22 protein-coding genes and 1 tRNA gene are annotated in these 24,101 nt (G+C 43.6%); 18 read left to right on the top strand and 5 right to left on the bottom strand.

Going from position 1 to position 24,101, the window contains the following annotated elements; all coding sequences use genetic code 11:
- Positions 1-86 precede the first annotated feature (86 nt).
- The 14 genes from DWY31_RS13005 (at position 87) to DWY31_RS12940 (ending at position 10,702) form a co-directional block, all read left to right on the top strand.
- Entirely contained in the window at positions 87-563 is a 477-nt protein-coding gene (locus DWY31_RS13005) for a pyridoxamine 5'-phosphate oxidase family protein (RefSeq protein WP_118520862.1), read from the top strand.
- A 151-nt stretch (positions 564-714) separates the two neighbouring features.
- Positions 715-2,025 (top strand): phenylacetate--CoA ligase family protein, encoded by a 1,311-nt coding sequence (locus tag DWY31_RS13000; RefSeq protein ID WP_021860790.1) that lies wholly within the window; start codon positions 715-717, stop codon positions 2,023-2,025.
- Between the two features lies 1 nt (position 2,026).
- Complete coding sequence (gene iorA, locus DWY31_RS12995) at positions 2,027-3,781, top strand: indolepyruvate ferredoxin oxidoreductase subunit alpha (protein ID WP_118520860.1); 1,755 nt, start codon at positions 2,027-2,029, stop codon at positions 3,779-3,781.
- Positions 3,781-4,350, top strand: coding sequence for an indolepyruvate oxidoreductase subunit beta (locus DWY31_RS12990; protein ID WP_117536739.1), 570 nt, complete (start codon positions 3,781-3,783; stop codon positions 4,348-4,350). The genes iorA (DWY31_RS12995) and DWY31_RS12990 overlap by 1 nt, the downstream gene beginning before the upstream one ends.
- Before the next feature lie 10 nt (positions 4,351-4,360).
- The gene (locus DWY31_RS12985; RefSeq protein WP_021860787.1) at positions 4,361-4,780 is read left to right on the top strand and encodes an ACT domain-containing protein; all 420 of its coding nucleotides are present in this window, start codon (positions 4,361-4,363) and stop codon (positions 4,778-4,780) included.
- Between the two features lie 44 nt (positions 4,781-4,824).
- Positions 4,825-6,156, top strand: a complete 1,332-nt coding sequence (locus DWY31_RS12980) for a phenylacetate--CoA ligase family protein (protein WP_117536738.1) — start codon at positions 4,825-4,827, stop codon at positions 6,154-6,156.
- Between the two features lie 14 nt (positions 6,157-6,170).
- Positions 6,171-6,617: a hypothetical protein gene (locus DWY31_RS12975; RefSeq protein ID WP_021860785.1), complete on the top strand. Its 447-nt coding sequence runs from the start codon at positions 6,171-6,173 to the stop codon at positions 6,615-6,617.
- Positions 6,618-6,630: 13 nt separating this feature from the next.
- Complete coding sequence (locus DWY31_RS12970) at positions 6,631-6,867, top strand: putative signal transducing protein (protein WP_021860784.1); 237 nt, start codon at positions 6,631-6,633, stop codon at positions 6,865-6,867.
- 71 nt (positions 6,868-6,938) lie between these two features.
- Positions 6,939-8,102: a nicotinate-nucleotide--dimethylbenzimidazole phosphoribosyltransferase gene (gene cobT, locus DWY31_RS12965; RefSeq protein ID WP_199671995.1), complete on the top strand. Its 1,164-nt coding sequence runs from the start codon at positions 6,939-6,941 to the stop codon at positions 8,100-8,102.
- Positions 8,090-8,650 (top strand): bifunctional adenosylcobinamide kinase/adenosylcobinamide-phosphate guanylyltransferase, encoded by a 561-nt coding sequence (locus DWY31_RS12960; protein WP_118520858.1) that lies wholly within the window; start codon positions 8,090-8,092, stop codon positions 8,648-8,650. The genes cobT and DWY31_RS12960 overlap by 13 nt, the downstream gene beginning before the upstream one ends.
- Entirely contained in the window at positions 8,651-9,427 is a 777-nt protein-coding gene (locus DWY31_RS12955; RefSeq protein ID WP_118520856.1) for an adenosylcobinamide-GDP ribazoletransferase, read from the top strand.
- A 101-nt stretch (positions 9,428-9,528) separates the two neighbouring features.
- Positions 9,529-9,915, top strand: coding sequence for a bifunctional adenosylcobinamide kinase/adenosylcobinamide-phosphate guanylyltransferase (locus DWY31_RS12950; protein WP_021860780.1), 387 nt, complete (start codon positions 9,529-9,531; stop codon positions 9,913-9,915).
- Positions 9,912-10,508, top strand: coding sequence for a histidine phosphatase family protein (locus tag DWY31_RS12945; RefSeq protein ID WP_118520854.1), 597 nt, complete (start codon positions 9,912-9,914; stop codon positions 10,506-10,508). The genes DWY31_RS12950 and DWY31_RS12945 overlap by 4 nt, the downstream gene beginning before the upstream one ends.
- Positions 10,509-10,631: 123 nt before the next feature.
- A tRNA-Gly gene (locus tag DWY31_RS12940) sits at positions 10,632-10,702 on the top strand.
- Positions 10,703-10,836: 134 nt separating this feature from the next.
- On the opposite strand, the gene DWY31_RS12935 is transcribed toward DWY31_RS12940, so the two are convergent.
- From DWY31_RS12935 to DWY31_RS12915, 5 genes are all read right to left on the bottom strand, one after another.
- Positions 10,837-12,072, bottom strand: a complete 1,236-nt coding sequence (locus DWY31_RS12935; protein ID WP_118520852.1) for a phenylacetate--CoA ligase family protein — start codon at positions 12,070-12,072, stop codon at positions 10,837-10,839.
- Between the two features lie 44 nt (positions 12,073-12,116).
- Positions 12,117-12,689, bottom strand: a complete 573-nt coding sequence (locus DWY31_RS12930; protein ID WP_118520850.1) for an indolepyruvate oxidoreductase subunit beta — start codon at positions 12,687-12,689, stop codon at positions 12,117-12,119.
- Entirely contained in the window at positions 12,682-14,505 is a 1,824-nt protein-coding gene (gene iorA, locus DWY31_RS12925) for an indolepyruvate ferredoxin oxidoreductase subunit alpha (RefSeq protein ID WP_118520848.1), read from the bottom strand. The genes DWY31_RS12930 and iorA (DWY31_RS12925) overlap by 8 nt, the downstream gene beginning before the upstream one ends.
- 247 nt (positions 14,506-14,752) lie before the next feature.
- Positions 14,753-16,072 (bottom strand): 3-phosphoshikimate 1-carboxyvinyltransferase, encoded by a 1,320-nt coding sequence (gene aroA / locus DWY31_RS12920; protein WP_118520846.1) that lies wholly within the window; start codon positions 16,070-16,072, stop codon positions 14,753-14,755.
- Entirely contained in the window at positions 16,062-17,159 is a 1,098-nt protein-coding gene (locus DWY31_RS12915) for a prephenate dehydrogenase (RefSeq protein ID WP_118520844.1), read from the bottom strand. Before DWY31_RS12915 ends, aroA begins: the two co-directional genes overlap by 11 nt.
- Positions 17,160-17,386: 227 nt before the next feature.
- Between DWY31_RS12915 and DWY31_RS12910 the strand changes: the two genes are divergently transcribed.
- The 4 genes from DWY31_RS12910 to DWY31_RS12895 all read left to right on the top strand — a co-directional run bounded on the left by DWY31_RS12910 (position 17,387) and on the right by DWY31_RS12895 (position 24,091).
- A complete protein-coding gene (locus DWY31_RS12910) occupies positions 17,387-19,462 on the top strand; it encodes an elongation factor G (protein WP_021859538.1) in 2,076 nt (691 codons plus the stop codon).
- 143 nt (positions 19,463-19,605) lie between these two features.
- On the top strand, positions 19,606-20,964 hold the full coding sequence (gene trkA / locus DWY31_RS12905; RefSeq protein ID WP_021859539.1) for a Trk system potassium transporter TrkA: 1,359 nt from the start codon (positions 19,606-19,608) through the stop codon (positions 20,962-20,964).
- Between the two features lie 14 nt (positions 20,965-20,978).
- The gene (locus DWY31_RS12900; protein ID WP_118520842.1) at positions 20,979-22,424 is read left to right on the top strand and encodes a TrkH family potassium uptake protein; all 1,446 of its coding nucleotides are present in this window, start codon (positions 20,979-20,981) and stop codon (positions 22,422-22,424) included.
- Between the two features lie 14 nt (positions 22,425-22,438).
- Positions 22,439-24,091 (top strand): CvpA family protein, encoded by a 1,653-nt coding sequence (locus tag DWY31_RS12895; protein ID WP_118520840.1) that lies wholly within the window; start codon positions 22,439-22,441, stop codon positions 24,089-24,091.
- The last annotated feature ends 10 nt before the right edge of the window (positions 24,092-24,101 follow it).

Genomic DNA, 24,101 nt, shown 5'->3' with positions numbered 1-24,101 from the left:
GTTGCCATGCCTCGCAAACCCGCATAAATACTGAATGTGTGGAGTTTTGCTCATGGCTAATATACAAGAAGAAAGGAGTTCACAAGATGAGAAGAACAGACAGAGAAGTCACAGACAGAGAAAAACAGATGGAAATCCTGCATGTATGTAAAGTTGCAAGAATTGGAATCCAGGATGGAAAGGGCGTATATGTAGTGCCTGTAAACTTTGGGTTTACAATAGAAACAGATAAATTGACAATGTATGTGCATGGAGCAAAAGAAGGCAAGAAACTGGACTTAATAAAAGAAAATCCATATGTTGGATTTGAGATGGACTGCAAAGACGAACTCGTTGAAGGAAAAGTTGCATGTCAGTACAGCTACTATTATGCAAGTATTATCGGCAGTGGCAAGGCATCTGTCGTAGAAGATCAGGAAGAAAAATGCAAGGCTCTGGCAGCGATCATGAAACATCAGACCGGTAAAGAGTTCAAAGACTTCAGTGAGAATCCGAAGCTTGCAGATGCAGTTGGAGTTTTCAAAATCGAAGTGGATGAATATACATGCAAGCAGCATGCATAAAAAGGTGTCTGTAAAGTACCTTTTGTTCAATTAATGCTTTAAACTACGAAAGTAATGTGCTATACTATAACAAGTGGCAGGCGTAAAGGTTTTGCGCCTGTTTTCGTAATATTGGGGAGAAGAATCCCGGTAGCATGAAGGAGGATGTAACATGATTTGGGCAAAGGAAGAAACCCTGCCAAGAGCTGAGATTGAGAAGATCCAGCTGGAGCGGTTAAAAGAGACCGTACATTATATTTATGAAAAAGTAGAACCATACCGTGAGAAGATGGATGCAGCAGGTGTGAAACCGGAAGACATTCAGACGCTGGATGATCTGAAGAAGCTGCCATTTACATATAAAGCAGATTTCAGAGATCATTATCCAACAGGACTGTTTGCAGTAGATAAGAAAGAACTGGTACGTTTCCATGCAAGTTCCGGAACAACCGGTAAACCGACCGTTGTAGGATATACAAGAAAGGATCTGGATACATGGCTAAATAACGTGGCACGAATCGCCTGTATGGGCGGTGCGACACCAGACGATATCGCACAGAATGCATTTGGATATGGAACATTTACCGGAGCGCTCGGACTGCAGGGCGGATTGGAGAAAATCGGAGCAGCAGTCATCCCGATGTCATCCGGTAATACAAAGAAGCAGATTATGTTTATGCAGGATGTTGGAACAACACTTCTGATTGCAACACCATCTTATGCACTGCATCTTGGAGAAGAGATTCGTGCAAGAGGACTGGATCCGGAGAAGGATCTGCATGTCCATATCGGTCTGTTCGGCGGTGAGGGCATGACAGAACCTATGCGTGACGAGATGCACAAAGTATGGGGGGAGAATTTCCTCTGCACACAGAATTATGGTATGAGTGAATTATGTGGACCAGGTGTTGCAGGTGAGTGTGAACAGCTTTGCGGTATGCATATTAATGAAGACTGGTTTATCCCTGAGATCATCGATCCGAAGACAGAAGAAGTACTCCCACCGGGAGAAAAAGGAGAACTGGTTGTAACTTGTCTCGGAAAAGAAGCGCTTCCGCTTGTTCGTTACAGAACTGGTGACCTGACCAGATTATTTTATGAACCATGTAAATGTGGAAGAACTACAGTGCGCATGGAGAATTTATCCGGTCGCGCAGATGATATGCTTGTTATCCGTGGTGTCAATGTATTCCCGACACAGATTGAAGAAGTGATGTTACAGATTCCGGAGATCGGACCACATTATGAGATCGTAGTAGAGAGAAAGAACCGTCTGGATGTTATGACGATTACTGTAGAATTAGTAGATGACAGACTGCTTGACAGCTACAGCAAGTTAAGCGAACTGGAGCAGAGAATCAAAAAGGGATTAAAAGCACAGCTTGGACTTGCGACACAGATCAAACTGGTTGCGCCACATTCTCTGAAACGATTCGAAGGAAAAGCAAAACGAGTAACAGATTTACGAAAGGATGGACTGTAAAATGGCAGAAAATAAAAAAGTAATTATGCTCGGCAATGAAGCGATTGCCAGGGGAGCATATGAAGCGGGAGTGAAAGTTTCCGCAGCATATCCGGGAACACCGAGTACAGAGATCAGTGAGAATCTGGTAAAATATAAGGATTCTCTGTACTGTGAGTGGTCACCGAATGAGAAAGTAGCAACGGAGGTTGCAATCGGAGCCTCCGTTGCAGGTGTCCGTGCAATGTCCTGTATGAAGCACGTTGGATTTAACGTGGCGGCAGATCCGGCTTATACTGTTTCCTATATGGGAGTTAACGGCGGACTGGTTATTGTTGTCGCAGACGATCCGGGACTTTACAGTTCCCAGAATGAGCAGGATACAAGAATGGTGGCACGTGCAGCACAGCTTCCGGTACTGGAGCCTTCTGACAGTTCAGAGGCAAAAGAATTTATGAAAATAGCTTTTGATTTAAGTGAGAAATATGACAGACCATTTGTATTCCGTACAACAACAAGACTCGCACATTCACAGGGACTGGTAGAGTTATGTGATCCGGTAGAAGTGCCGGACAAACCGTATGTAAAAGACATCCGCAAGACGGTTATGATGCCGGGCAATGCGAAGCTTCGCCATGTCGAGATTGAAAAATGCAATCTGGAACTCGCTGAAGTTGCAAATATACTTCCGATCAACCAGGTAGAGATGAACGATACGAAGATCGGTGTGATCACAAGTGGTATTCCGTATCAGTATGTAAAAGAAGCAATGCCGGATGCATCTGTTCTGAAACTGGGAATGGTGAATCCGCTTCCGAGAAAACTGATTGAAGATTTCGCTTCCAAAGTAGAGAAGTTATATATCGTAGAAGAGCTTGATCCGGTGATCGAAGAACAGGTAAAATCCTGGGGAATCAAAGCAACAGGTAAAGAGATCTTCACTGTTCAGGGCGAATACAGTGCCAATATGATCCGTGAAGCAATTCTCGGAGAGAAGCTGGATCTGAAACAGCCGGCGCAGGCACCGGGAAGACCGCCAATCTTATGTCCGGGATGTCCACACAGAAGTGTGTACTATGTACTGAATAAATTGAAAATGCATGCGGCAGGAGATATCGGATGTTATACATTAGGAGCCGTTGCACCGTTAAGTGTAGTAGATACAACAATCTGTATGGGCGCAAGTATTTCCAGCTTACATGGTATGGAGAAAGCAAAAGGTAAAGAATATATCAAAAACTGGGTAGCTGTTATTGGTGATTCTACATTCCTTCATACAGGAGTTAATTCCCTGATGAATATGATGTACAATAAAGCAACAGGAACGGTTATGATTCTTGATAACTCTACAACCGGTATGACCGGACATCAAGATCACGCTGCAACCGGTAAGACACTGCAGGGAGATCCGACTTATGCAATCGATATTCCGGCACTTTGTCGTGCAATCGGTGTGAAGAATGTAATTGAAGTCAATGCATTTGACATTGAAAAATTGGAACAGGTTGTCAAAGAAGAAGTTGCGAAAGATGAAGTTTCCGTTATCATTACAAAGACACCTTGCGTACTGCTCAGCAAGAAGAAAAAACCATTATACGTGGCACACGCAGACAAATGTAAGAAGTGTGGAATGTGTATGAAACCGGGATGTCCTGCAATGACAAAGAATGAGGACGGAACGGTTCATATTGATGATACAATGTGTACCGGATGCGGACTGTGTGATAGCTTATGTAAATTCGGAGCAATAGAATTAGTAAAGGAAGGTGAGAAATAATGGCAGTAAAGAATATTATGATCGTCGGAGTCGGCGGACAGGGAACCCTTCTCACCAGCAGAATCCTTGGCGGACTGGCAATTGCAGGAGGTTATGATGTTAAATTATCCGAGGTACACGGAATGGCACAGCGTGGAGGAAGCGTTGTAACATTTGTCCGTTACGGAGATAAAGTAGCAGAGCCGATCGTGGAAGAAGGACAGGCAGATGTGATCATCGCATTTGAGCGTCTGGAAGCACTGCGCTATGCACATTTCCTCAAAAAAGATGGTGCACTGATCGTCAATGATTGGCGAATCGATCCGATGCCGGTTGTGATCGGAGCAGCTGAATATCCGGAGAATATTCTGGAGAATCTGAAAAAAGATTACCGTGTCTATGCAGTGGATGCTACAGAGGAATCTAAGAAACTTGGCAATCCAAGAGTATTTAACTTAATTGTACTCGGAATTGCAGCACAGCACATGGATTTTTCCAAAGAGCTCTGGTATGATGTGATAGAGAAGACGGTACCGCCGAAAACAATTGAGATTAACAAAAAAGCCTTTGACGTAGGCTATCAGTTATAGGAGGTGTCTTATGATCAGACAGGTATCAGTATTTGTAGAGAATAAACCGGGAAGTCTTATGGATGTAACTTCCAGACTGACAGAAGCAGGAGTGAATATCCGTGCAGTGGCAACATTTGACACACCGGAATTTGGAATTTTGCGAATGGTTGTAGATAAGCCGGATGAAGCAAAAGAATATCTGACAAAACTTGGGTATGTTGTGCGTATCCATGAAGTCATGGGAGTCGCACTGGAAGACAAGAAAGGCAACTTAAATCAGATGCTTGCAATTCTTGCAAAAGGTGAGCTGAACATCAATTATATTTATTCGTTTATTATCCGGGATGGCAAAGAACCGGTTATGGTGTTTAATACAGATGATTTTGCGAAAGCAGAGAAAGTATTAAAAGAAGCAGAGGTTAAGATTGTAGAAGAAGCCGATTTATAATACAAAGGTATTTTACAAGTACGAAGGAGGAGAGTTAACACGACATGGCAGCAGTATCATTAGAAAACTGGAAAGAACAGATCAGAGATCCGAAAATCGAGTGCATGAGCAGAGATGAGATGACAGCACTTCAGAGTGAAAGACTGATAAAACAGGTTGAAAACGTATATGAGCATGTTTCATTTTATCGTAAGAAGATGGATGAGATGGGAGTTTTGCCGGGAGATATCAAAGGAATCGAGGACATTAATAAGCTTCCATTTACAACAAAAGAAGATCTGAGAAATAATTATCCGTTCGGTCTGCTTGCAGTTCCGCAGGATAAGATCGTCAGAGTGCAGGGAACGTCCGGAACAACCGGAAAGCTTACACTTGCATCTTATACACAGAAAGACGTAGACGTCTGGGGTGAATGTGTGGCAAGAGGTCTTACGATGGCTGGACTTACCGCAGAAGACAGACTTCATATCTGTTATGGATACGGACTTTTTACCGGAGGTATGGGACTGGATTTCGGAGCAAGAAAATTAGGCGCTATGGCGATCCCGATGTCAGCAGGTAATACAAAGAGACAGCTCATGTGTATGGAGGATTTCGGAGCAACTGCATTTGCATGTACACCGTCTTATGCATTATATCTTGCAGAAGCAGCAAGAGAAGCAGGAGTTGTGGATCGTTTACAATTAAAGGTCGGAATCAACGGAGCTGAGCCTTGGACAGAAGAGATGCGTCACAAGATCGAAGAACTGCTGAATGTCAACTGTTTTGATATTTATGGATTATGTGAAATCACAGGACCAGGTGTTGCGTTAGAATGTATCCATCATAATGGTATGCATGTTTATGAAGATTACTTCTATCCGGAAGTACTGAATCCGGCAGATAATTCTGCATGTGCAGACGGAGAGACAGGAGAACTTGTATTTACAACACTTGCAAAAGAAGGTATGCCATTACTCCGTTACCGTACAAAAGACCTTACAAGCATTGATCACAGCACTTGTGCATGTGGAAGAACACTTCCTAGAATCCAGAAGTTCAAAGGACGTACCGATGACATGAAAGTTATCCGTGGTGTTAACGTATTTCCGACACAGGTTGAGACCGCGCTTCTGTCCATTGGTGGCGGTGTAGCTCCACACTATATTCTGATCGTAGACCGCGAGAATAATCTGGACGTTCTTACAGTTATGGTAGAAGTAGATGAGAAATACTTCTCTGATGAGATTCGTAAATTGGACGAACTAAAAGCAAAAGTCGGTGCAGTCTTAAAACAGGCACTGGGCGTTGCAGTCAGAGTTAAACTGGTTGAGCCAAAGACCATCCAGAGAAGTGAAGGAAAAGCAAAACGTGTCATTGACAACAGAGAGATGTAAAAGGAGGGGACAATATGGGAATCAGTAATACAATCCAGCAGTTATCAGTATTTCTGGAAAACCGCGAAGGACGTATGGACGAAGTGCTACGTGTCCTTGCAGAAAATGATGTCAATATCGTTGCACTGAGTCTTGCAGATACATCCGATTATGGTATGCTTCGTATGATCACATCGGATCCGCACAAAGGACGTGCAGCTTTAAAAGAAGCAGGAATCACAGCAATGCTTACAGATGTTGTGGCGCTTCGTGTACCGCACGAGACAGGATCACTTGCAAAAGCGATGCACCAGATCGTGGAAGGAGAAGTCAACATCGAATATATGTATGCGTTCGCAAATGGTGTGGATGCGGCAGCAGTATTAAAGAGTGACGATCCGGGACGCGTGATCGATATTCTGAAAGGCAGTGGATTCGACGTATACAGCGCAGATGAAGCTTACCACGCAACTGACAGTTAAGGAGTCGTTGATTATGGAAAATGATTTAGTAAAGATCTATACAGCGTATGATCATATCCAGGCAGAGATGGCAGTTGGTGCGCTGGAGAATCAGCAGATTCCGGCACTCAGAAAAGAACTTGGAAATGCCGGTCTTCTGAATATTTACGGAACCAACTCCATGAGCGGGGAAGAGATCTATGTACCGAAAGAGAGCAAAGAGAAAGCAAGAGAAGTTCTGATTGCGATAGGATTTTTAGAAGAGGAATAAAAGAAAATGGAGGGATGTCTTACGGCAGGACCTCCATTTTCGCGTGTGACAGAGACATTGGAGAAAGAAAAATGAAAGCAGAAAAGGGAAATAATCTTGAGAAAGAATTGCAGAAAATGCTCATAGCAATCCATCCGGCGGATCCATGTGTGGCAGAAACCGCACTGAAGCGCTGGAATTCAATCGCAAAGCCGTTGCACAGCCTTGGAAAACTGGAAAAAGACATCATCCAGATTGCAGGGATGACCGGTGATCCGAATGTACATCTGGACAAAAAAGCATTACTTGTGATGTGTGCGGATAATGGTGTAGTTGAAGAAGGTGTCACACAGACGGGACAGGAAGTGACCGCCATTGTTGCTGAAAATTTTCTGACCGGCAATACAAGCGCTGCGATCATGTGCAGACAGGCTGGTGTGGATCTCTTTCCGGTTGACATTGGCATGGTTACAGATACAAAAGTCCCAGATGTTAAGATCCGCTATGGAACAGCAAATTTCGTAAAAGAACCGGCAATGACGAGAGGAGAAGCAGTGCGTGCCATCCTGACCGGAATACAGATTGCCCGGGATAAGAAAAAGGAAGGCTATCAGATCCTCTGTATCGGTGAGATGGGGATTGGCAATACAACGACAAGCAGTGCTGTGGCATCTGTGCTTCTTGGAAAAGAACCGGAAGAACTGACAGGTCGTGGCGCCGGGCTTGACGACAGCGGTCTGCAAAAGAAGATACAGGCAATCTGTACGGGAATTGAAAAACATCATCCGCGGGCAGATGACCCGGTGGATGTACTTGCAAAAGTGGGAGGGCTGGACATTGCAGGAATGGCAGGCATCTGCCTTGGTGGTGCAATTGAGCATATTCCTGTCATGCTGGATGGATTTATTTCGGATGTGGCGGCGCTTCTTGCTGTGCACCTGTGTCTGGCTGTAAAAGACTATCTGTTGATTTCACACGTATCAAAAGAACCGGGGGCCGGGATGGTATTGCGAGAGCTGACAACGGAAAAAGCCAGTGATGTCCACGGCATGAATCTCGGTATGTGTTTAGGAGAAGGAACCGGAGCAGTCGCATATTTACCGGTTCTGGAACTTGGATTATCCGTGTATCAGGAAATGAGCACATTTGCAGAGAATCAGATTGAGGACTACAAGGATTATACGAAAGAAAATCCGGCAAAGGATTCTCCGGAAAAAACAGAAGCAAATATAGGAGGAACGCCATGTTGCATGTAATTACCGGAGGAAGCGGAAGTGGAAAATCAGCCTATGCAGAAAACTGGCTGCTTGAACAACGCGAGAAAAATCTGTATGATGAAAATAGCGAAAATACGAATCCGTCTGCGCCACTCTATATTGCGACGATGATTCCATATGGAAAAGAAGGGGAAACAAAAGTTATAAGACACAGGAGACTGCGCGCGGGAAAAGGATTCCGGACATTTGAATGTTACCGGGATCTTGCGAAAGCAGACATTCCGGTAAATACGGGGATTCTGTTAGAGTGCATGTCGAATCTGACGGCAAATGAGCTGTATGACGAAGCAGGAAACATGAATAAACCTGAAAAAGTAAAAAGACAGATACTGGAAGGAATCCGGCATGTGATAGAAAAGACGGATTTACTTGTCATCGTTACAAATGAAGTTCAGGGAGATCAGATGGAATACAGCGGAGAGACGAAGATTTACCAGCGAGTACTGGGGGAAGTAAACCAGAGCCTTGCCGGACTTGCAGAGAAAGTAACGGAAGTCGTATATGGGATTCCGGTGGAGATAAAATAGATGAAGAAATTATGGAACAGTTTTAAAATTGCATTTGCAATGTACAGTAAAATACCAATGCCACAAAGCGAGTGGACGGAAGAAAATATGTCCTATGCTATGTGTTTTTTTCCTTGGGTGGGAGCTGTGACAGGCGGCATCTCCTATCTGGTCGTGTTGTTTGCAGATCTGTTAAAAGAAAGAGAAATCTCATTTGGCAGCCTGTTCTTTCCGGCAGTACTGACGGTGTTACCGGTTTTGATCAGTGGTGGTATCCACATGGATGGATTTCTGGATACGCAGGATGCATTAAGCTCCTGGCAATCGGAAGAGAAGCGTCTGGAAATCCTTAAAGATCCCCATGCAGGAGCATTTGCAATCCTGTCCGGCTGCGTTTATTTCATCTTGAGTCTTGGCATATATTCCGGCGTGACAGAGGAGAGCATGCGGCTGATCGGGATGGGATTCATACTATCCCGGACACTAAGCGGCATATCCGTACTTCGGTTTCCTCAGGCAAGGAAAAACGGTCTGGTTGCAGTATTTGCCGAGCGTGCAGATAAGAGAAGAACCTTTCGTGTATTGATCATCTATCTGGTGCTGGAAATTGTAGCATTGTTATGGGCAGGAAGAGGAGCAGGGCTTTGCTGCGTGATTGTTGCAGGACTTCTTTTTTTGTATTATTATCATATGGCATGTGCAAAATTTGGCGGAGTTACCGGAGATCTGGCAGGGTATTTTCTGCAGATCTGTGAACTTGGAATTGCAATGGCAGCGGTAATTGTGACGAGTGTGTAGATGATGCCAGCGGCAAAAGCACGCGAAGTCCTATGGGTTGCAATAGCGTTTGGAGAAGGTTGTTAGTGGCAGGTTTTGGTGGAGAATAACAGGAGAGAAAAATGATATTAATAACAGGCGGAGCCTATCATGGAAAACGAAATTATGCAAAACAGATGTACCCTGGCATAGATTTTGTAGATGGAATATCATGCGCAGAAGAGACAATCTTTGCATGTCAGGGAATGGATCATTTCCACAGTTATATTGAAAATCGGATGCGTGAGGGGAAAAAGCTTCCGGAACTTTTAAAAATAGTGGAAAAGTTAAAGTGTGAAAATTCAGAGATAGTGTTGATCACAGATGAAATTGGATATGGAATCGTTCCGACAGATGCATTTTACAGAGAATATAGAGAGACGCATGGTAGGGTATGCACGCAGATTGCGGCAGAAGCAAAAGAAGTGCACAGGGTAATCTGTGGGATAGGAACGGTGATCAAAGGATGAAAATCTATCTGATACGACATGGAAAGACAAAAGGAAATCTGGAAGAGCGCTATATCGGAAGGACAGATGAGCCTTTGTGCGAGGCTGGAAGAGAAAACTTGAAGAAATACCAGTACCCGCAGGTGGAGATGGTGTTTACCAGTCCCATGAAACGCTGTATGCAGACCGCAGAAACGATTTATCCGGGGCAGCAGTATCAATGCATAGAAGAATTAAGAGAGAGCGATTTCGGTGCATTTGAAGGCCACACATATAAAGAATTGTCCGGTGATGTCAGATATCAGGCCTGGATTGACAGCGGCGGTACATTGCCATTTCCGGGCGGAGAGAGCAGGAAAGAAGTACGCGGCCGCTGTATCCGTGGAATCGAGACCGCATTGAAAATCGCGGAAAAGGAGCATGCTTCACAGATTGCATTTGTCGTACATGGTGGAACGATCATGAACGTGATGGAGAAATATGCAAGACCGCAGGGGCAGTACTATGATTTCCAGGTGAAAAATGGGGAAGGCTATGTGCTGAATCTGAAAAGCAAGACGGAAAATAACCAGTGTAATTACAGGAAGTGTAGCTTTGATAAAAAAACAGAGTGAAAAAATCTGGTTGAAAGCTGAAAACTCAATTGAAAAAATAATTTGAAAAATTGAAAAAATAGTTGCAATTTATAAGAATCTATGATATCATAATTTTCGTTGCAGAGAGCAACAAAAATAAATGCGGGTGTAGTTCAATGGTAGAACACCAGCCTTCCAAGCTGGATACGTGGGTTCGATTCCCATCACCCGCTTTTTTATATATGATGAACCAAGCAAAAGAGCAGAATCATTACTTATGTGAATCCTCACTTTGTAATAATTCTGCTCTTTTTTTGAGTTTTCATAGCCTGTTAAAGAGCAGGCTTTTCGTGCTATAAAATATTATTTATTCATAACGTTCGTCAATTACACGTTTCGTTTTCTTCTCACTTCTCGGAAGAAGACCGATTTCCACAACTTTTACAAGCGGAGTAAATCCGATCTTGCTCTTTACACGTGTAGCAATGCGGTCTGCAAGATCAAGGAAATCAACGGTTCCGTTTGTCTCGACGTAGATACGCATTGTGTCTTTGCCGTCCAGATGAGAGATGCGGATCTGATATTCGCTGGATACTTCCTTGAACTCTTTCAGAATCTCTTCAATCTGGCTTGGGAATACATTTACACCTTTGATCTTCATCATGTCGTCAGTACGTCCCATGATCGTATCCAGACGCGGAAATTTGCTTCCACAAGGGCATTCACCCGGAATAATGCGGGAAAGATCATGTGTACGATAACGGATCAGCGGTGCGCCCTCTTTTACAAGAGTAGTGATTACGATCTCACCGAGTTCGCCGTCCGGAAGAACTTCGCCTGTTACAGGATCAATGATTTCAATGTAAATATAATCATCCCAGTAATGCATACCGCAGTCATGTGAGCAGCTGATACCGATTCCCGGACCGTAGATTTCTGTCAGTCCGTAAATATCATACAGCTCGATGCCGAGCTCTTCGGAGATACGTTTTCGCATCTTTTCGCCCCATCTTTCAGAACCGATGATACCTTTCTTCAGATGAATCTTATCTTTGATACCGCGACGTTTAATCTCTTCTGCGAGAAGCAATGCATAAGAAGAAGTAGAACCAAGGACTGTCGTTTTCATGTCCATCATCATCTGTAATTGTTTGTCGGTATTACCAGGTCCCATAGGAATGACCATAGAACCTAATTTCTCAGCGCCTGCCTGAAAACCGATTCCGGCAGTCCACAGTCCGTATCCCGGGGTAATCTGGATACGATCCATATTTGTCATGCCAGTCATTTCGTAGCAACGTTTGAACATAATCGCCCAGTCGTCTACGTCTTTGGCTGTATACGGGATGATGACCGGAAGTCCGGTTGTTCCGGAAGAAGAGTGGATGCGGACGATCTTCTCCTCCGGTGCAGTCATAAGTCCGAGTGGATAGGCATTTCTTAAGTCACTTTTCTCGGAAAATGGAAGCTTCTGGAAATCTTCCGCACTGGAAATGTTTGAAACACCGGCTTCGTCCAGTTTCTTTCCATAGAAACTCTCGGCTTTGATAAGAGCCTGAATCTGTCCGTTTACCTGTGCAATCTGTGTTTCTGTAATTTTCATAGGTCTGTCCTTTCTGTTGTGTAAATGAAATGTTTCATATCCGGTTATTTTGTATAATTTAATGCCTGAAGGTTCATGGCGTGGAATTTTTCCGGAAGTGTCCGGAGCATTACATGTTCGATGTCTTCTAAGTTGAAGTCAAGTACACCGGTACGAAGTGCAGTTCCAAGGAGAAGCATGTTCAGGACTTTGGATGAACCGATTTCCGCACAGGCTTTGTCAGCATCGATCAGTGTAAGATTCGGAACGTTTTGTTTTAAATATTCAAGCATTGGTTCGGAATCATAATTGCTTTCTGAAAGTGTTGCAGTTACCGGCTTGATCGCGCGAGTGCTTACAACAACATGACCGCCTTCTTTTAAGTATGGAAGCATACGGACCGTTTCGCCCGGTTCAAATCCAATGATCAGATCGGCAGTTCCGGCGGCGATCATCGGGGAATAGAGCCCTTCACCGATACGCACATGGCTGAATACACTTCCGCCACGCTGCGCCATACCGATCGTTTCGGCACTCATAACCGGAATATTCTGTTCCATAGCTGCGGCAGCAAGAAGTTTGGATGCAAGGACGGTACCCTGTCCGCCAACACCGCAGAGTACAATATTTTTAATCATGCTGTTTACCTCCTTTGATCGCATGAACCGGACAGATCTGACTGCAAAGTCCACAGCCGGTGCACATAGATGAATCAATGGAAACATTTCCGTCTTCTGTAATGATTGCAGGACATCCCAATTCCCGGATGCATTTCTTGCAATGGATGCAGGAGGAAATATCTACATGCATCGGGGTGCCCGGTTTTGTGACAGCAATGCATGGCGATTTGAAAATGATCGCTTTTACACCCGGCTTATCTGCGAGCTCTTTTACGCAGGAGACAGCCGCCTCGTGATCCAGTGGATTTACTGTTTCTACATCCTGCACGCCGATACCGCGAAGAACCTGTTCGATATTGATTTTCTGGACGATTTCGCCCATAACAGTGCGGCCGGTACCGGGATGCGGCTGGTGTCCGGTCATGGCAGTGGTTGAATTATCCAGAACAACAAGTGTCATATTCGCCTGATTATAGACCGCATTGACAACTCCGGTGATCGCAGAAGCGAAAAACGTAGAATCTCCGACAAATGCAAAGCAGGCAGTATCCGGTTCAATTTTTTCCACACCCTGTGCGATATTCAGACCTGCACCCATGCAGAGGCAGGTATCTACCATATCAAGTGGACTGGCATTGCCGAGTGTATAACAGCCAATATCACCACAGAAAATAGTCTTGCGACCCTGCATTGCTTTTTTTACTGCGTAGAAAGAAGCACGGTGCGGACATCCTGCACACAGAACCGGCGGACGTACCGGAAGTGGAGGGACATCTGTAAGTTTTGGCTGTTCCTTTACCGGAAGATCAAGAAATGTGCGGATATAGGTATCTACGCTGTCTCTTGTATTTTCTCCGGCGTTGGCAGTATTGTGTGTCAGTTTTCCGAGAATTTTTACCGGAAGGTGATATTTTCCACAAATATAAGTAAGCTCCCGCTCAATGACAGGATCTAATTCTTCCAGACAGAGTACTTCGTCGAGTCCGTCTAAGAACTGGGCTGCCAGCTTTTCCGGAAAAGGATGCGGAGTCGAAATCTTCAAATGGCGGACCATACCGGTTTCAATCAGTGTTTCCATCGCATAAGTAAAACTGATACCGCCGGATACGATTCCTTTCCTGCTGTCTGCAAAAGTGTCACAGGCAGGATAGATTTTATTTTTCTCATAGGAAGAAAATATATCTGCTAATTCAACATTTCTGGCTTCTATCTTCTGATGGTTCTGGTAAGAAAGCCGTGGGAAAATAACCCAACGCTTTGAGTCTTTGACAAAGCCTTCCGGCGTATGTACAGTATATTCTTCCGGATCTTTGACAGATACAGAAGCATAGCCGTGACAGACGCGGGTAGTCGGGCGCAAAAATACAGGAGTGTTATATTTTTCAGAGTATTCATACGCTTCCTGAATCATCTCATATGCTTCCTGTGCAGAAGACGGATCAAAACAAGGTAGCTTGGAAAATGCTGCGAAATGTCTGGTATCCTGCTCTGTCTGCGAGGAAATCGGTCCTGGATCGTCGGCGACAAGAATTACCATACCGCCCTTAACTCCGATGTATTCCAGACTCATCAGAGGATCGGAAGCAACGTTTAAACCAACCTGTTTCATTGTGACGAGTGTTCTTGCGCCACTGTAGGAGGCGCCTGCGGCTAGCTCCATTGCTGCTTTTTCATTAACCGACCATTCGACATAGACATCATCCGGACGGTGTTTGGCAATTGTTTCAAGAACTTCCGTGGATGGAGTTCCGGGATATCCGGCAACAACATTGACACCGGAAGCAACAGCACCAAGTGCAATCGCTGCATTTCCCATTAAAAATTCTTTATGCATGATCTCACCTCAAGTTCGTTAAAAATAGTAATAATTAAAAATAAGTATAGTCTGTTTTGAAGTGAAATTCAATGAAATTCATACAAAGGGTTGTATAAATATTCAAATCATAAGCGAGATCGGACGCTTTTGTAACAATGTATGTGCATCAGAAAAAGCACAGTCATGATGGCTGTGCTTATAGTGCTTTTATAGCATTTTGCTGCAAGATATAATGGATAAGAAGCTGCCGGTGGCATATTCTTTTTTATTCCATACAGTTTTCCAGCGACTGGAAGAAGTCAGGATAAGACACATCCACGCACTGGCTGTCCAGGATCTGTGTTGTACCGTCTGCGGTTAACCCGGCAACTGCAAATGACATGGCAATCCGGTGATCAAGATAACTGTTAATCTTAGCGCCTTTTAATGGCTGTCCACCGCTTTGCGGGCTGGAACCCTGAATGATCATGCCGTCTTCCGTCGGAGTAATAGTGGCGCCCATCGCACGGAGACCTTCTGTAACAGTATCGATACGGTTCGTTTCTTTTACTTTCAATTCAGTAGCATCTTTGATGATGGTTGGGCCTTCCGCCTGTGATGCCATAACTGCAAGAATCGGAATCTCATCGATCAGCGTCGGAATCAGATTTCCTTCAATAGTAGTGCCTTTTAAATGGCTGGTGCGGACAAGCACATCAGCACGGCCTTCGCCGCCCTCGTAAGTCTGGTTTAACAGTGTGATATCAGCACCCATGCCTTTGCAGACTTCTAAAAATCCGGCGCGGGTAAGATTCGTGCCGACATTCTTTACAAGCAGTTCACTGTCTGGAACGAGAAGCCCTGCAGCGATAAAATATGCAGCGGAAGAAATGTCACCCGGCACACAGATCTTCTGTCCGTAAAGCTGTTCACATGGTTCTACGCTGGCAGTTGCACTTCCGTTCGGGTGCATAGTAGAAGTGACTTCAGCGCCGAAACTTTGTAACATCAGTTCTGTGTGGTTTCGGGAAAGCGCCGGTTCTGTCACCGAAGTAGTACCGTCACCGTAAAGCCCGGCAAGAAGAACTGCGGATTTTACCTGCGCAGAGGCAACCGGTGATGTATAGGAGATTGCGTGAATCTTCCCCGGTGTGATGCGAAGCGGAGCACAGTTATTTCCGCCTATACTCGTAACATTTGCCCCCATCAGATTTAACGGAGTCATAATTCTTCCCATCGGTCTGGAATTTAAAGAATCATCACCGGACATAACAGAAGCAAAATTTTGTCCGGCAAGAATACCGGACATCAACCGGGTTGTTGTACCGCTGTTTCCGACGTTCAGAATGTCGGCAGGTGCAGACAGACCGTGAAGTCCTTTGCCGTGGACAAGGATACTCTGTGGTGTTTCTTCTATTTCAATGCCCATCTTCCGGAAACAGTCGATGGTTGACAGACAGTCGGCTCCCTTCAGAAAATGTGTGATCTCTGTTGTGCCAAGAGAGATTGCTCCTAACATGATGGAACGATGGGAGATCGATTTGTCGCCCGGAATCGTAACTTCGCCTCTTAAACCTTTTACTGGATAGATTTCTTTAACGCTCATAAACAATATACCTGAATTTCTGCAAGAGTGCGCCGGCTTTTTCCTGTGAAGCCGCATCGTAGAACTCTATACGCAGAACCCCCTCTTCAAATTCTCTGTTGTGTACAATGCCGATATTTTTAATACTGAGATTATTGGAAGCAAGGATAGTTGCAATTGCTGCGATTCCACCTGCTTCATCAATGATGTCACAGTAAACGGCAAAATTTTTCTTGATCGGACCTGCCGATGTTTCACTGATCGAGTTCCGGTAAGTACGGGAAGAATCAAAAAGATTGTAAACACCTTGTTCGTCTCCGTCGTCTACCAGTTCTTTTGCTTTTGTAAGTGTTTTAATATAGGATCCAAGGATCTGGCTGATATTCTCCTTGTTCTGTGTGCAGATATTCTGCCACATTGTCGGAGAGGAAGAGGCGATTCTTGTGATATCTTTGAATCCTCCGGCGGCAAGATGCTTCATCAGCTCGTCTTTCGTATCGGTATCTTTTACAAAGTTGACAAGACTTGCTGCAATAATGTGCGGCAGGTGACTGATCGTACCGGTTACGTAGTCGTGTTTTTTATAGTCCAGAATTACCGGCAGTGCTTTCAGTGCAGTGACAAATGATTCATAGCGCGCTACCTTTTCATCGGAAACTTCTACAGATGGTGTCAGCACATAGTAAGCATTTTCAATGAGCATTGCTTTGGAATTGCTGTAACCGCTCTTCTCGGAACCTGCCATAGGATGTCCTCCGATAAAATATTTACCAAGCCCCAGAGTTTCTGCCTCTTCGTGGATGTTTGTTTTCACACTTCCAACATCTGTAAGAATACAGTCCTCATGCATATAGCAGGTAAGCTGCTTCAGATATGCACTGTTAAAAGAAACCGGTGCACATAAAAATATGTAAGAACAGTGATAGAAATTATCATCAATCGTAGTCGCTGCAACGTCGATCACAGATTCCTGTGTAGCGAGTGCCAGCGCTTCTTTATTTTTGTCGAATGCAATGATCTCGTAATCCGGGAAATACTGGCGTATCGCTTTCGCAATAGAACCACCGATCAGACCAAGACCGATGAATCCGATTTTCTGTTTGTCCATAGTAACTCCTTCCATAGATAAAGCCTGTTATTGGATTGAAAAAACAGGCTTTGAAACTTCTGAAATTTATTATATTTTCTTTTTTTGTGTTTGTCAATGCTATGATGCTTTAAAGTGAAAAAGTAAAGAAAGAAAATTGTAAAAAATGTATAAAAGAGTTGTAATTAGTCAGAAAATTTAGTACAATATACCCATGATAATTTACTATAGTAAGGAGGCAGCTTAATATGAAAGTATACAGGACGGATGAGATTAGAAATGTTGTTCTATTAGGACATGGAGGAAGCGGTAAGACAAGTCTTGTGGAAGCCATGGCCTATGTATCAGGGGCAACTACTCGTATGGGAAAAGTTGCAGACGGTAATATGATCAGTGATTTTGATAAAGAGGAACAGAAGAGACAGTTCTCAATCAGCACATCACTGGTACCGATCGAATGGGAGAAAGCGAAGATCAATGTTCTCGATACACCGGGATATTTTGACTTTGTCGGAGAAGTAGAAGAAGCAGTCAGTGCAGCAGATGCAGCAGTTATCGTTGTTTCTGGAAAAGCAGGTGTTGAGGTTGGAACAGAGAAAGCATGGGAATTATGTGACAAATATAATCTGCCTCGTATGGTATATGTTACAGAGATGGACGTGGATGATGCAAGTTTCCGTCAGGTAGTACAGGATCTGACAGATAAGTATGGTAAAGTGATTGCACCGCATTTCCAACCAATCCGTGAGAATGAGAAGTTAGTTGGGTACGTTAATATTATTAAGAATGCAGGAAGACGTTATACTGGTATCGGAGAGAGAGAAGAGTGCGAGATCCCGGATTACTGTAAACCAAACCTGGAGATCTACCGTGAGAAATTGTTAGAAGCAGTTGCGGAGACAAGTGATGAGTTTATGGAGCGTTATTTTGCAGGAGAAGAGTTTTCTGTAGAGGAGATTCGTTCTGCAATGAGAACAGAAGTTATGGACGGAGATATCGTTCCGGTTGCTATGGGATCGAATATCCAGGCACAGGGAGTTGCAAACCTCCTTTCAGATATTGTAAGATTCTTCCCAAGCCCGGACAGCAGAAAATGCGCCGGCATTAACCGTAAGACGAACGAGATCTATGAAGCAGATTATGATTTCGCAAAAGCAAAATCCGCATATGTCTTCAAAACTATGGTAGATCCGTTTATCGGAAAATATTCTTTCGTAAAAGTATGCTCCGGTGTATTAAAGGGGGACGATGTGCTCTACAATGCAGAGTCCGAAGCAGAAGCCAAACTTGGCAAGATTTATACAATGTCAGGCAACAAACCGGTAGAAGTCAGCGAATTATTTGCGGGTGATATCGGTGCGATCGCCAAACTTGCCAATACAAAGACCGGTGATACACTTTCAGCAAAGACAACGCCGCTGATGTTTGGAAAAACAGAATATTCCAAACCATATACATATATGAAATATGTTGTTAAGAACAAAGGCGATGAGGATAAAGTATCCCAGGCGCTGCAGAAGATGATGGCAGAAGATGTGACACTTAAGAGTGTTAACGACAGTGAGAACCGTCAGACACTGATCTATGGTATGGGTGACCAGCATCTGGAAGTGACGGCAAGCAAACTTGCTGCAAGATACAAATGTGAGATCACACTGGAGACACCGAAAGTGGCATTCCGTGAGACAATTAAGAAGAAATCAGACGTAGATACGAAGTATAAGAAACAGTCCGGCGGACATGGACAGTATGGACATGTCAAGATGAGATTCGAACCATCCGGAGATCAGGAGACACCTTATGTATTCGAAGAAGAAGTTGTGGGCGGAGCTGTTCCGAAGAACTACTTCCCGGCAGTTGAAAAAGGTCTTCAGGAATCTGTACTTAAAGGGCCTCTGGCAGGATATCCGGTTGTAGGTGTGAAAGCAGTTCTGTATGATGGATCTTACCATCCGGTAGATTCTTCTGAGATGGCATTCAAGACAGCAACGATCCAGGCATTTAAGAAAGGCTTCATGGAAGCCGGGCCGGTTCTTTTAGAGCCAATCGCTTCTGTGAAAGTTACAGTTCCGGATGATTATACCGGAGATATTATGGGTGATCTGAATAAGAGAAGAGGTCGTGTGCTTGGTATGAATCCATTAAGCGGCGGATATCAGGAGATTATCGCTGATGTTCCGATGACAGGTATGTTTGGATACTGCACAACACTTCGTTCCATGACCGGTGGACGTGGCAATTATTCTTATGAATTTGCACGTTATGAGCAGGCTCCTTCAGACATTCAGGAAGCAGAGATTGCAAAGAGAACAGCAGAAGAATAAATCTTTGATAAAAATTTGATTATGAAATAAGAAAAAAAGCTCTGGGAAGGGCTTTTTTTCTTATATTAAAAGTGCTATAATCGTGGTTGCTATTTATATTAGGAAAGAAATTTTGTCAAAGGAATATATGTGAGGAAAGAAAAATGAAAATAGTAATCATTGGTGATGGAAAGGTTGGCCATAAGCTGGCAGTCCAATTATCGGAAGAAGATTACGATATTGTGCTGATTGACCAGAACGAAGGCAAGTTAAAAGCCGCGTTGAACCAGCTTGATATTTTCTGCATTACCGGTAACGGTGCAGATGCAGAGGTTCAGAAACAGGCGGACGTACCACATGCAGATCTGGTAATTGCATGCGCATCAACGGACGAGATGAATATGCTAAGTTGTCTTCTGGCAAAAAGGCTAGGAGCAAAACACACGATAGCCAGAGTACGCAACCCAATTTACTACAGACAGATGGATCTTCTGAAGGAAGACCTGCATCTGAGTATGGCGGTTAATCCGGAGCTGACTGCGGCGAATGAGATTGCCCGTGTGCTTTTGTTCCCGGAGACGAGTAAAGTTGAGACTTTTATGAAGGGAAAAGTAGAACTTGTTGAATATCCGGTACGTGAGAACAGTCCACTGGTGGATATCGCACTTTCAGAGCTGTACCGGAAATTCCAGATCAAAGTACTGGTATGTGCAGTAAAGCGCAAAGGAGAAGTTTACATTCCGGATGGTGATTTTGTCTTAAGAGAAGGAGACAAGTTACATATCGCGGCCGCACATCAGGATCTGAAATCATTTTTCAAATCATTAGGAAGAAAGCGTACTCGTGTGAAGAATGTTCTGATCTGCGGAGGAGGGCATTTATGCTTCTATCTTGCAAATCAGCTTCTGCAGGCAGGAATGCAGGTGAAGATCATTGAGATCAAAGAAAAAAAATGTGAGAATCTCTGTGAATTACTTCCAAAGGCAACGATCATTCATGGTGATGCAACAGATCATGATCTGCTGCTGGAAGAAGGAATTGCCGAAGCAGATGCGATGGTTTCACTGACTGGTCTTGATGAAGAGAATATTATTTTATCTCTATTCGCAAAGACGCAGGGCGTGAATAAGATTATTGCAAAAGTAAATGAAGATTCCAGGGCACAGATGGTGGAAGGACTCGGCATTGACAGTATTATTTCGGCGAAGAGTGCAACGGCGGATGCGATCATGCGATATGTTCGTGCCCGTAAGAATTCTTACAGTAATGCCAATGTAGAGACGATGTATCGTCTTGTGAACGGAAAAGTAGAAGCGCAGGAATTTATCATTCGAAAGGAATGTGAATATACATCCGTCCCACTGAAAGAGCTAAGAACAAAGAAAAATACACTGATTGCATGTATCGGCAGACATCGCCAGGTTATCATCCCGAATGGTGATACAACGATGAAAGTTGGTGACAGCGTTATTGTCGTTACGAAGAATCATGTGATCCGCAATCTGAATGAGATACTTTTATAGGAGCCGGTGGAAATATGAATAGAAGAATGATTTTATATATTCTGGCAAAAATGATGGGAGTAGAAGGTGTGCTTTTGCTCCTTCCTGCTTTTGTCGGACTTTTATATGGAGAAAAAAGCGGAGCCTGCTTTTTATTTCCGGCAACAATATTGGCATTGATTTATATTATATTCGGAATCAGAAAGCCGAATAAAACGAAGATTTATGCAAAAGAAGGTATGATCATCGTTGCCAGTGCATGGATTTTATGGTCGATGTTTGGAGCAATTCCGTTTACGCTGGGAGGATATATCCCGAATTATCTGGATGCATTTTTTGAGACAGTATCCGGATTTACGACAACAGGTTCTACAATTTTAAATGATATTGAATCGCTGTCACACTGTATGCATTTCTGGAGATGCTTCACACACTGGATCGGTGGTATGGGCGTGCTTGTATTTGTACTGGTTCTGACTTCTCTAGATAAGAAGAATACGATGTATCTGATGCGTGCGGAAGTACCGGGACCAGAGAAAGATAAGCTTGTGCCGAAAGCGATGGCAACAGCGAGAATTTTATATGGAATGTATTTTGCACTGACAGCAGTAGAAATTGTATTGCTGCTTTTTGGTGGTATGTCCCCATTTGACAGTATTATCCATGCATTCAGTACTGCAGGAACCGGAGGATTTTCGAACTATGCTAATAGTATCGGACAGCTTGACAGTGCATATATTGACGGTGTGATCACGGTATTTATGATCCTGTTCGGTATCAATTTTAACCTGTTTTATCTGTTGTTGTTAAGACAGTTCAAACCGGTATGGAAAAATGAAGAACTGCGGACGTATCTGGCGATCATAGCAACAGCGATTGCCTTGATCACATGGAATATTACATCGATATATGGCAATCCGTTAAAGGCATTCCGGTATGCGGCATTTCAGGTCGCATCCATTATTACGACAACCGGATTCTCGACGGCCGATTATATGAAATGGCCGACGATGTCACAGACGATCATCATCATACTAATGATCATTGGTGCGTGTGCTTCATCCACAGGCGGTGGTATCAAAGTTTCAAGATTCTTGATTGTTGTTAAGAGTATTAAGAAAGAACTGAAACAGATGGTCCATCCGAAATCTGTCAACCTGATCCGTATAAATGGCAAGAAGATGAATCCGGACATTGTACAGAATGTATTCGTATATCTGGTTGCATATGCGGGAATTGCCGGGTTATCCGTATTATTGGTTTCTATAGATGATTTTGATTTTGCCACAAACTTCGGATCTGTAATGGGAACTTTGAATAATATCGGCCCGGGACTTGGTGTATCTGGTCCGGCAGGAAACTTTGCACAGTTTTCTCCATTTTCAAAACTGGTATTTTGTATGGATATGTTGATTGGACGTCTGGAAATCTTTCCATTCCTGATGCTCTTTACATCAATATCTTGGAGAAAGAAATTTTAGAATGGGAGGGTGTTATGAAAAAGAGAAGTAAATTTGCGATTGTTGTTATTTTGCTGGCGATTGCGGCGATTTATTATTATGTGTCAATTCCGGCAGTCAATATTCATTCGGCGCAGACATGGTTTTTTGTGATGACACTGTTTGTTGTCCTGATCATTTACTATGCGGTCAGAAAGCGTGTAACACGTGTGGAACTTGGGACGAATAAGATTTTACGTTCCATGATCGGACTGTTGGTTGTGTTTGGAATTGTGTATCTGGCAGGTTCTGTACTGTCATCCCCGATCATCAATGCGAAAAAATATCAGAAATTGATGAAAGTGAAGACTGGAGAGTTCAGTAAAGATGTAAAAGAATTGTCTTATGACAGAATTCCGCTTCTGGATAAAGATACTGCAGCACTTCTCGGAGATCGTAAGATGGGAAGTATGGTAGATATGGTATCTCAGTTTGAGGCAGATGATATTTACAGCCAGATCAATTACAAGAATAATCCGGTCCGTGTAACGCCACTGAAATATGCGAATCTGATCAAGTGGTTTACAAACCGCAGAGAAGGAATTCCGGCATATATCCGGATCAATATGGCTACACAGACAACAGAACTTGTGAAATTAAAAGAAGGAATCAAGTATACGACCAGTGAACATCTGAACCGTAATATTTACCGTCACTTAAGATTTGCACATCCGACTTATATATACGGAGAGTTAAGTTTTGAGATTGATGAAGCCGGAGTACCATATTGGATTGCACCGGTGAAGAAATATAACATCGGTCTGTTCGGTGGTGAAACAGTCGGAAAAGTCGTACTCTGTAACGCAGTAACTGGTGAAACGAAGACATATGACATCAAGGATGTACCGTCATGGGTAGACCGTGCGTATTCGGCAGATATTCTTGTACAGCTCTTTGACTATTATGGCACATTGAAACATGGATTTTTGAACAGTGTGCTGAGTCAGAAGGACTGTCTGGAGACAACGGATGGATATAATTATCTTGCACTGGATGATGATGTCTGGATGTATACAGGTGTGACATCTGTCAATGGCGACCAGTCTAATGTCGGCTTTGTATTAGCCAACCAGCGGACGATGGAGACGAAGTACTATACGGTAGAAGGCGCAACCGAAGCGTCAGCGATGTCTTCAGCGGAAGGTCAGGTGCAGAACTTAAAGTACGAGGCAACCTTTCCGCTGCTGCTTAACATTTCCAAGGAACCGACTTACTTTATTGCATTAAAGGATGATGCCGGCCTGGTGAAAAAGTATGCTATGGTAAATGTCCATAAATACCAGATTGTAGCGATTGGTGATAGTGTCAGTCAGTGTGAAGAGAATTACCGGAATCTGCTTGGTGAGAATGGTATCAAAAAAGCAGAAAAAGACACACGGGATGTGAAGAAGATTACCGGTAAGATCACGAAGATTGCACAGGCAGTCATAGATGGAACATCACATTACTATGTTATGTTGGAAGGATCCGATGACATTTTTGATACATCGGTTGTAGATTTTATCGATATCGTAAAATGCGAAGTCGGACAGACGATTTCACTGGAGTACAAAGAAGGCGATAAGGCGAATACAGTAATGTCTCTTAAAACGGAGACTGACAAAGAAAGCAATACACAGGATAAGGATACAGAGAATATAAACAAATAGATAAAAAGGG

This window comes from Dorea sp. AF24-7LB (genome assembly GCF_003478575.1).
Classification (GTDB): Bacteria; Bacillota; Clostridia; order Lachnospirales; family Lachnospiraceae; genus Dorea_D; species Dorea_D hominis.
Note: the sequence above shows the minus strand (reverse complement) of the source record. Positions and strands in the feature narration are given on the sequence as shown.

Coding starts and splice junctions, on each gene's coding strand:
- iorA (WP_118520848.1), bottom strand. CDS start 14,505: ATGCATAAAGAATTTTTAATGGGAAATGCAGCGATTGCACTTGGTGCT.
- trkA (WP_021859539.1), top strand. CDS start 19,606: ATGAAAATAGTAATCATTGGTGATGGAAAGGTTGGCCATAAGCTGGCA.
- DWY31_RS12975 (WP_021860785.1), top strand. CDS start 6,171: ATGGGAATCAGTAATACAATCCAGCAGTTATCAGTATTTCTGGAAAAC.
- DWY31_RS12985 (WP_021860787.1), top strand. CDS start 4,361: ATGATCAGACAGGTATCAGTATTTGTAGAGAATAAACCGGGAAGTCTT.
- DWY31_RS12970 (WP_021860784.1), top strand. CDS start 6,631: ATGGAAAATGATTTAGTAAAGATCTATACAGCGTATGATCATATCCAG.
- DWY31_RS12915 (WP_118520844.1), bottom strand. CDS start 17,159: ATGGACAAACAGAAAATCGGATTCATCGGTCTTGGTCTGATCGGTGGT.
- DWY31_RS12955 (WP_118520856.1), top strand. CDS start 8,651: ATGAAGAAATTATGGAACAGTTTTAAAATTGCATTTGCAATGTACAGT.
- DWY31_RS12935 (WP_118520852.1), bottom strand. CDS start 12,072: ATGAAAATTACAGAAACACAGATTGCACAGGTAAACGGACAGATTCAG.
- DWY31_RS12910 (WP_021859538.1), top strand. CDS start 17,387: ATGAAAGTATACAGGACGGATGAGATTAGAAATGTTGTTCTATTAGGA.
- cobT (WP_199671995.1), top strand. CDS start 6,939: ATGAAAGCAGAAAAGGGAAATAATCTTGAGAAAGAATTGCAGAAAATG.
- DWY31_RS12895 (WP_118520840.1), top strand. CDS start 22,439: ATGAAAAAGAGAAGTAAATTTGCGATTGTTGTTATTTTGCTGGCGATT.
- DWY31_RS12980 (WP_117536738.1), top strand. CDS start 4,825: ATGGCAGCAGTATCATTAGAAAACTGGAAAGAACAGATCAGAGATCCG.
- iorA (WP_118520860.1), top strand. CDS start 2,027: ATGGCAGAAAATAAAAAAGTAATTATGCTCGGCAATGAAGCGATTGCC.
- DWY31_RS12945 (WP_118520854.1), top strand. CDS start 9,912: ATGAAAATCTATCTGATACGACATGGAAAGACAAAAGGAAATCTGGAA.
- DWY31_RS12950 (WP_021860780.1), top strand. CDS start 9,529: ATGATATTAATAACAGGCGGAGCCTATCATGGAAAACGAAATTATGCA.
- aroA (WP_118520846.1), bottom strand. CDS start 16,072: ATGAGCGTTAAAGAAATCTATCCAGTAAAAGGTTTAAGAGGCGAAGTT.
- DWY31_RS12900 (WP_118520842.1), top strand. CDS start 20,979: ATGAATAGAAGAATGATTTTATATATTCTGGCAAAAATGATGGGAGTA.
- DWY31_RS13005 (WP_118520862.1), top strand. CDS start 87: ATGAGAAGAACAGACAGAGAAGTCACAGACAGAGAAAAACAGATGGAA.
- DWY31_RS13000 (WP_021860790.1), top strand. CDS start 715: ATGATTTGGGCAAAGGAAGAAACCCTGCCAAGAGCTGAGATTGAGAAG.
- DWY31_RS12930 (WP_118520850.1), bottom strand. CDS start 12,689: ATGATTAAAAATATTGTACTCTGCGGTGTTGGCGGACAGGGTACCGTC.
- DWY31_RS12990 (WP_117536739.1), top strand. CDS start 3,781: ATGGCAGTAAAGAATATTATGATCGTCGGAGTCGGCGGACAGGGAACC.
- DWY31_RS12960 (WP_118520858.1), top strand. CDS start 8,090: ATGTTGCATGTAATTACCGGAGGAAGCGGAAGTGGAAAATCAGCCTAT.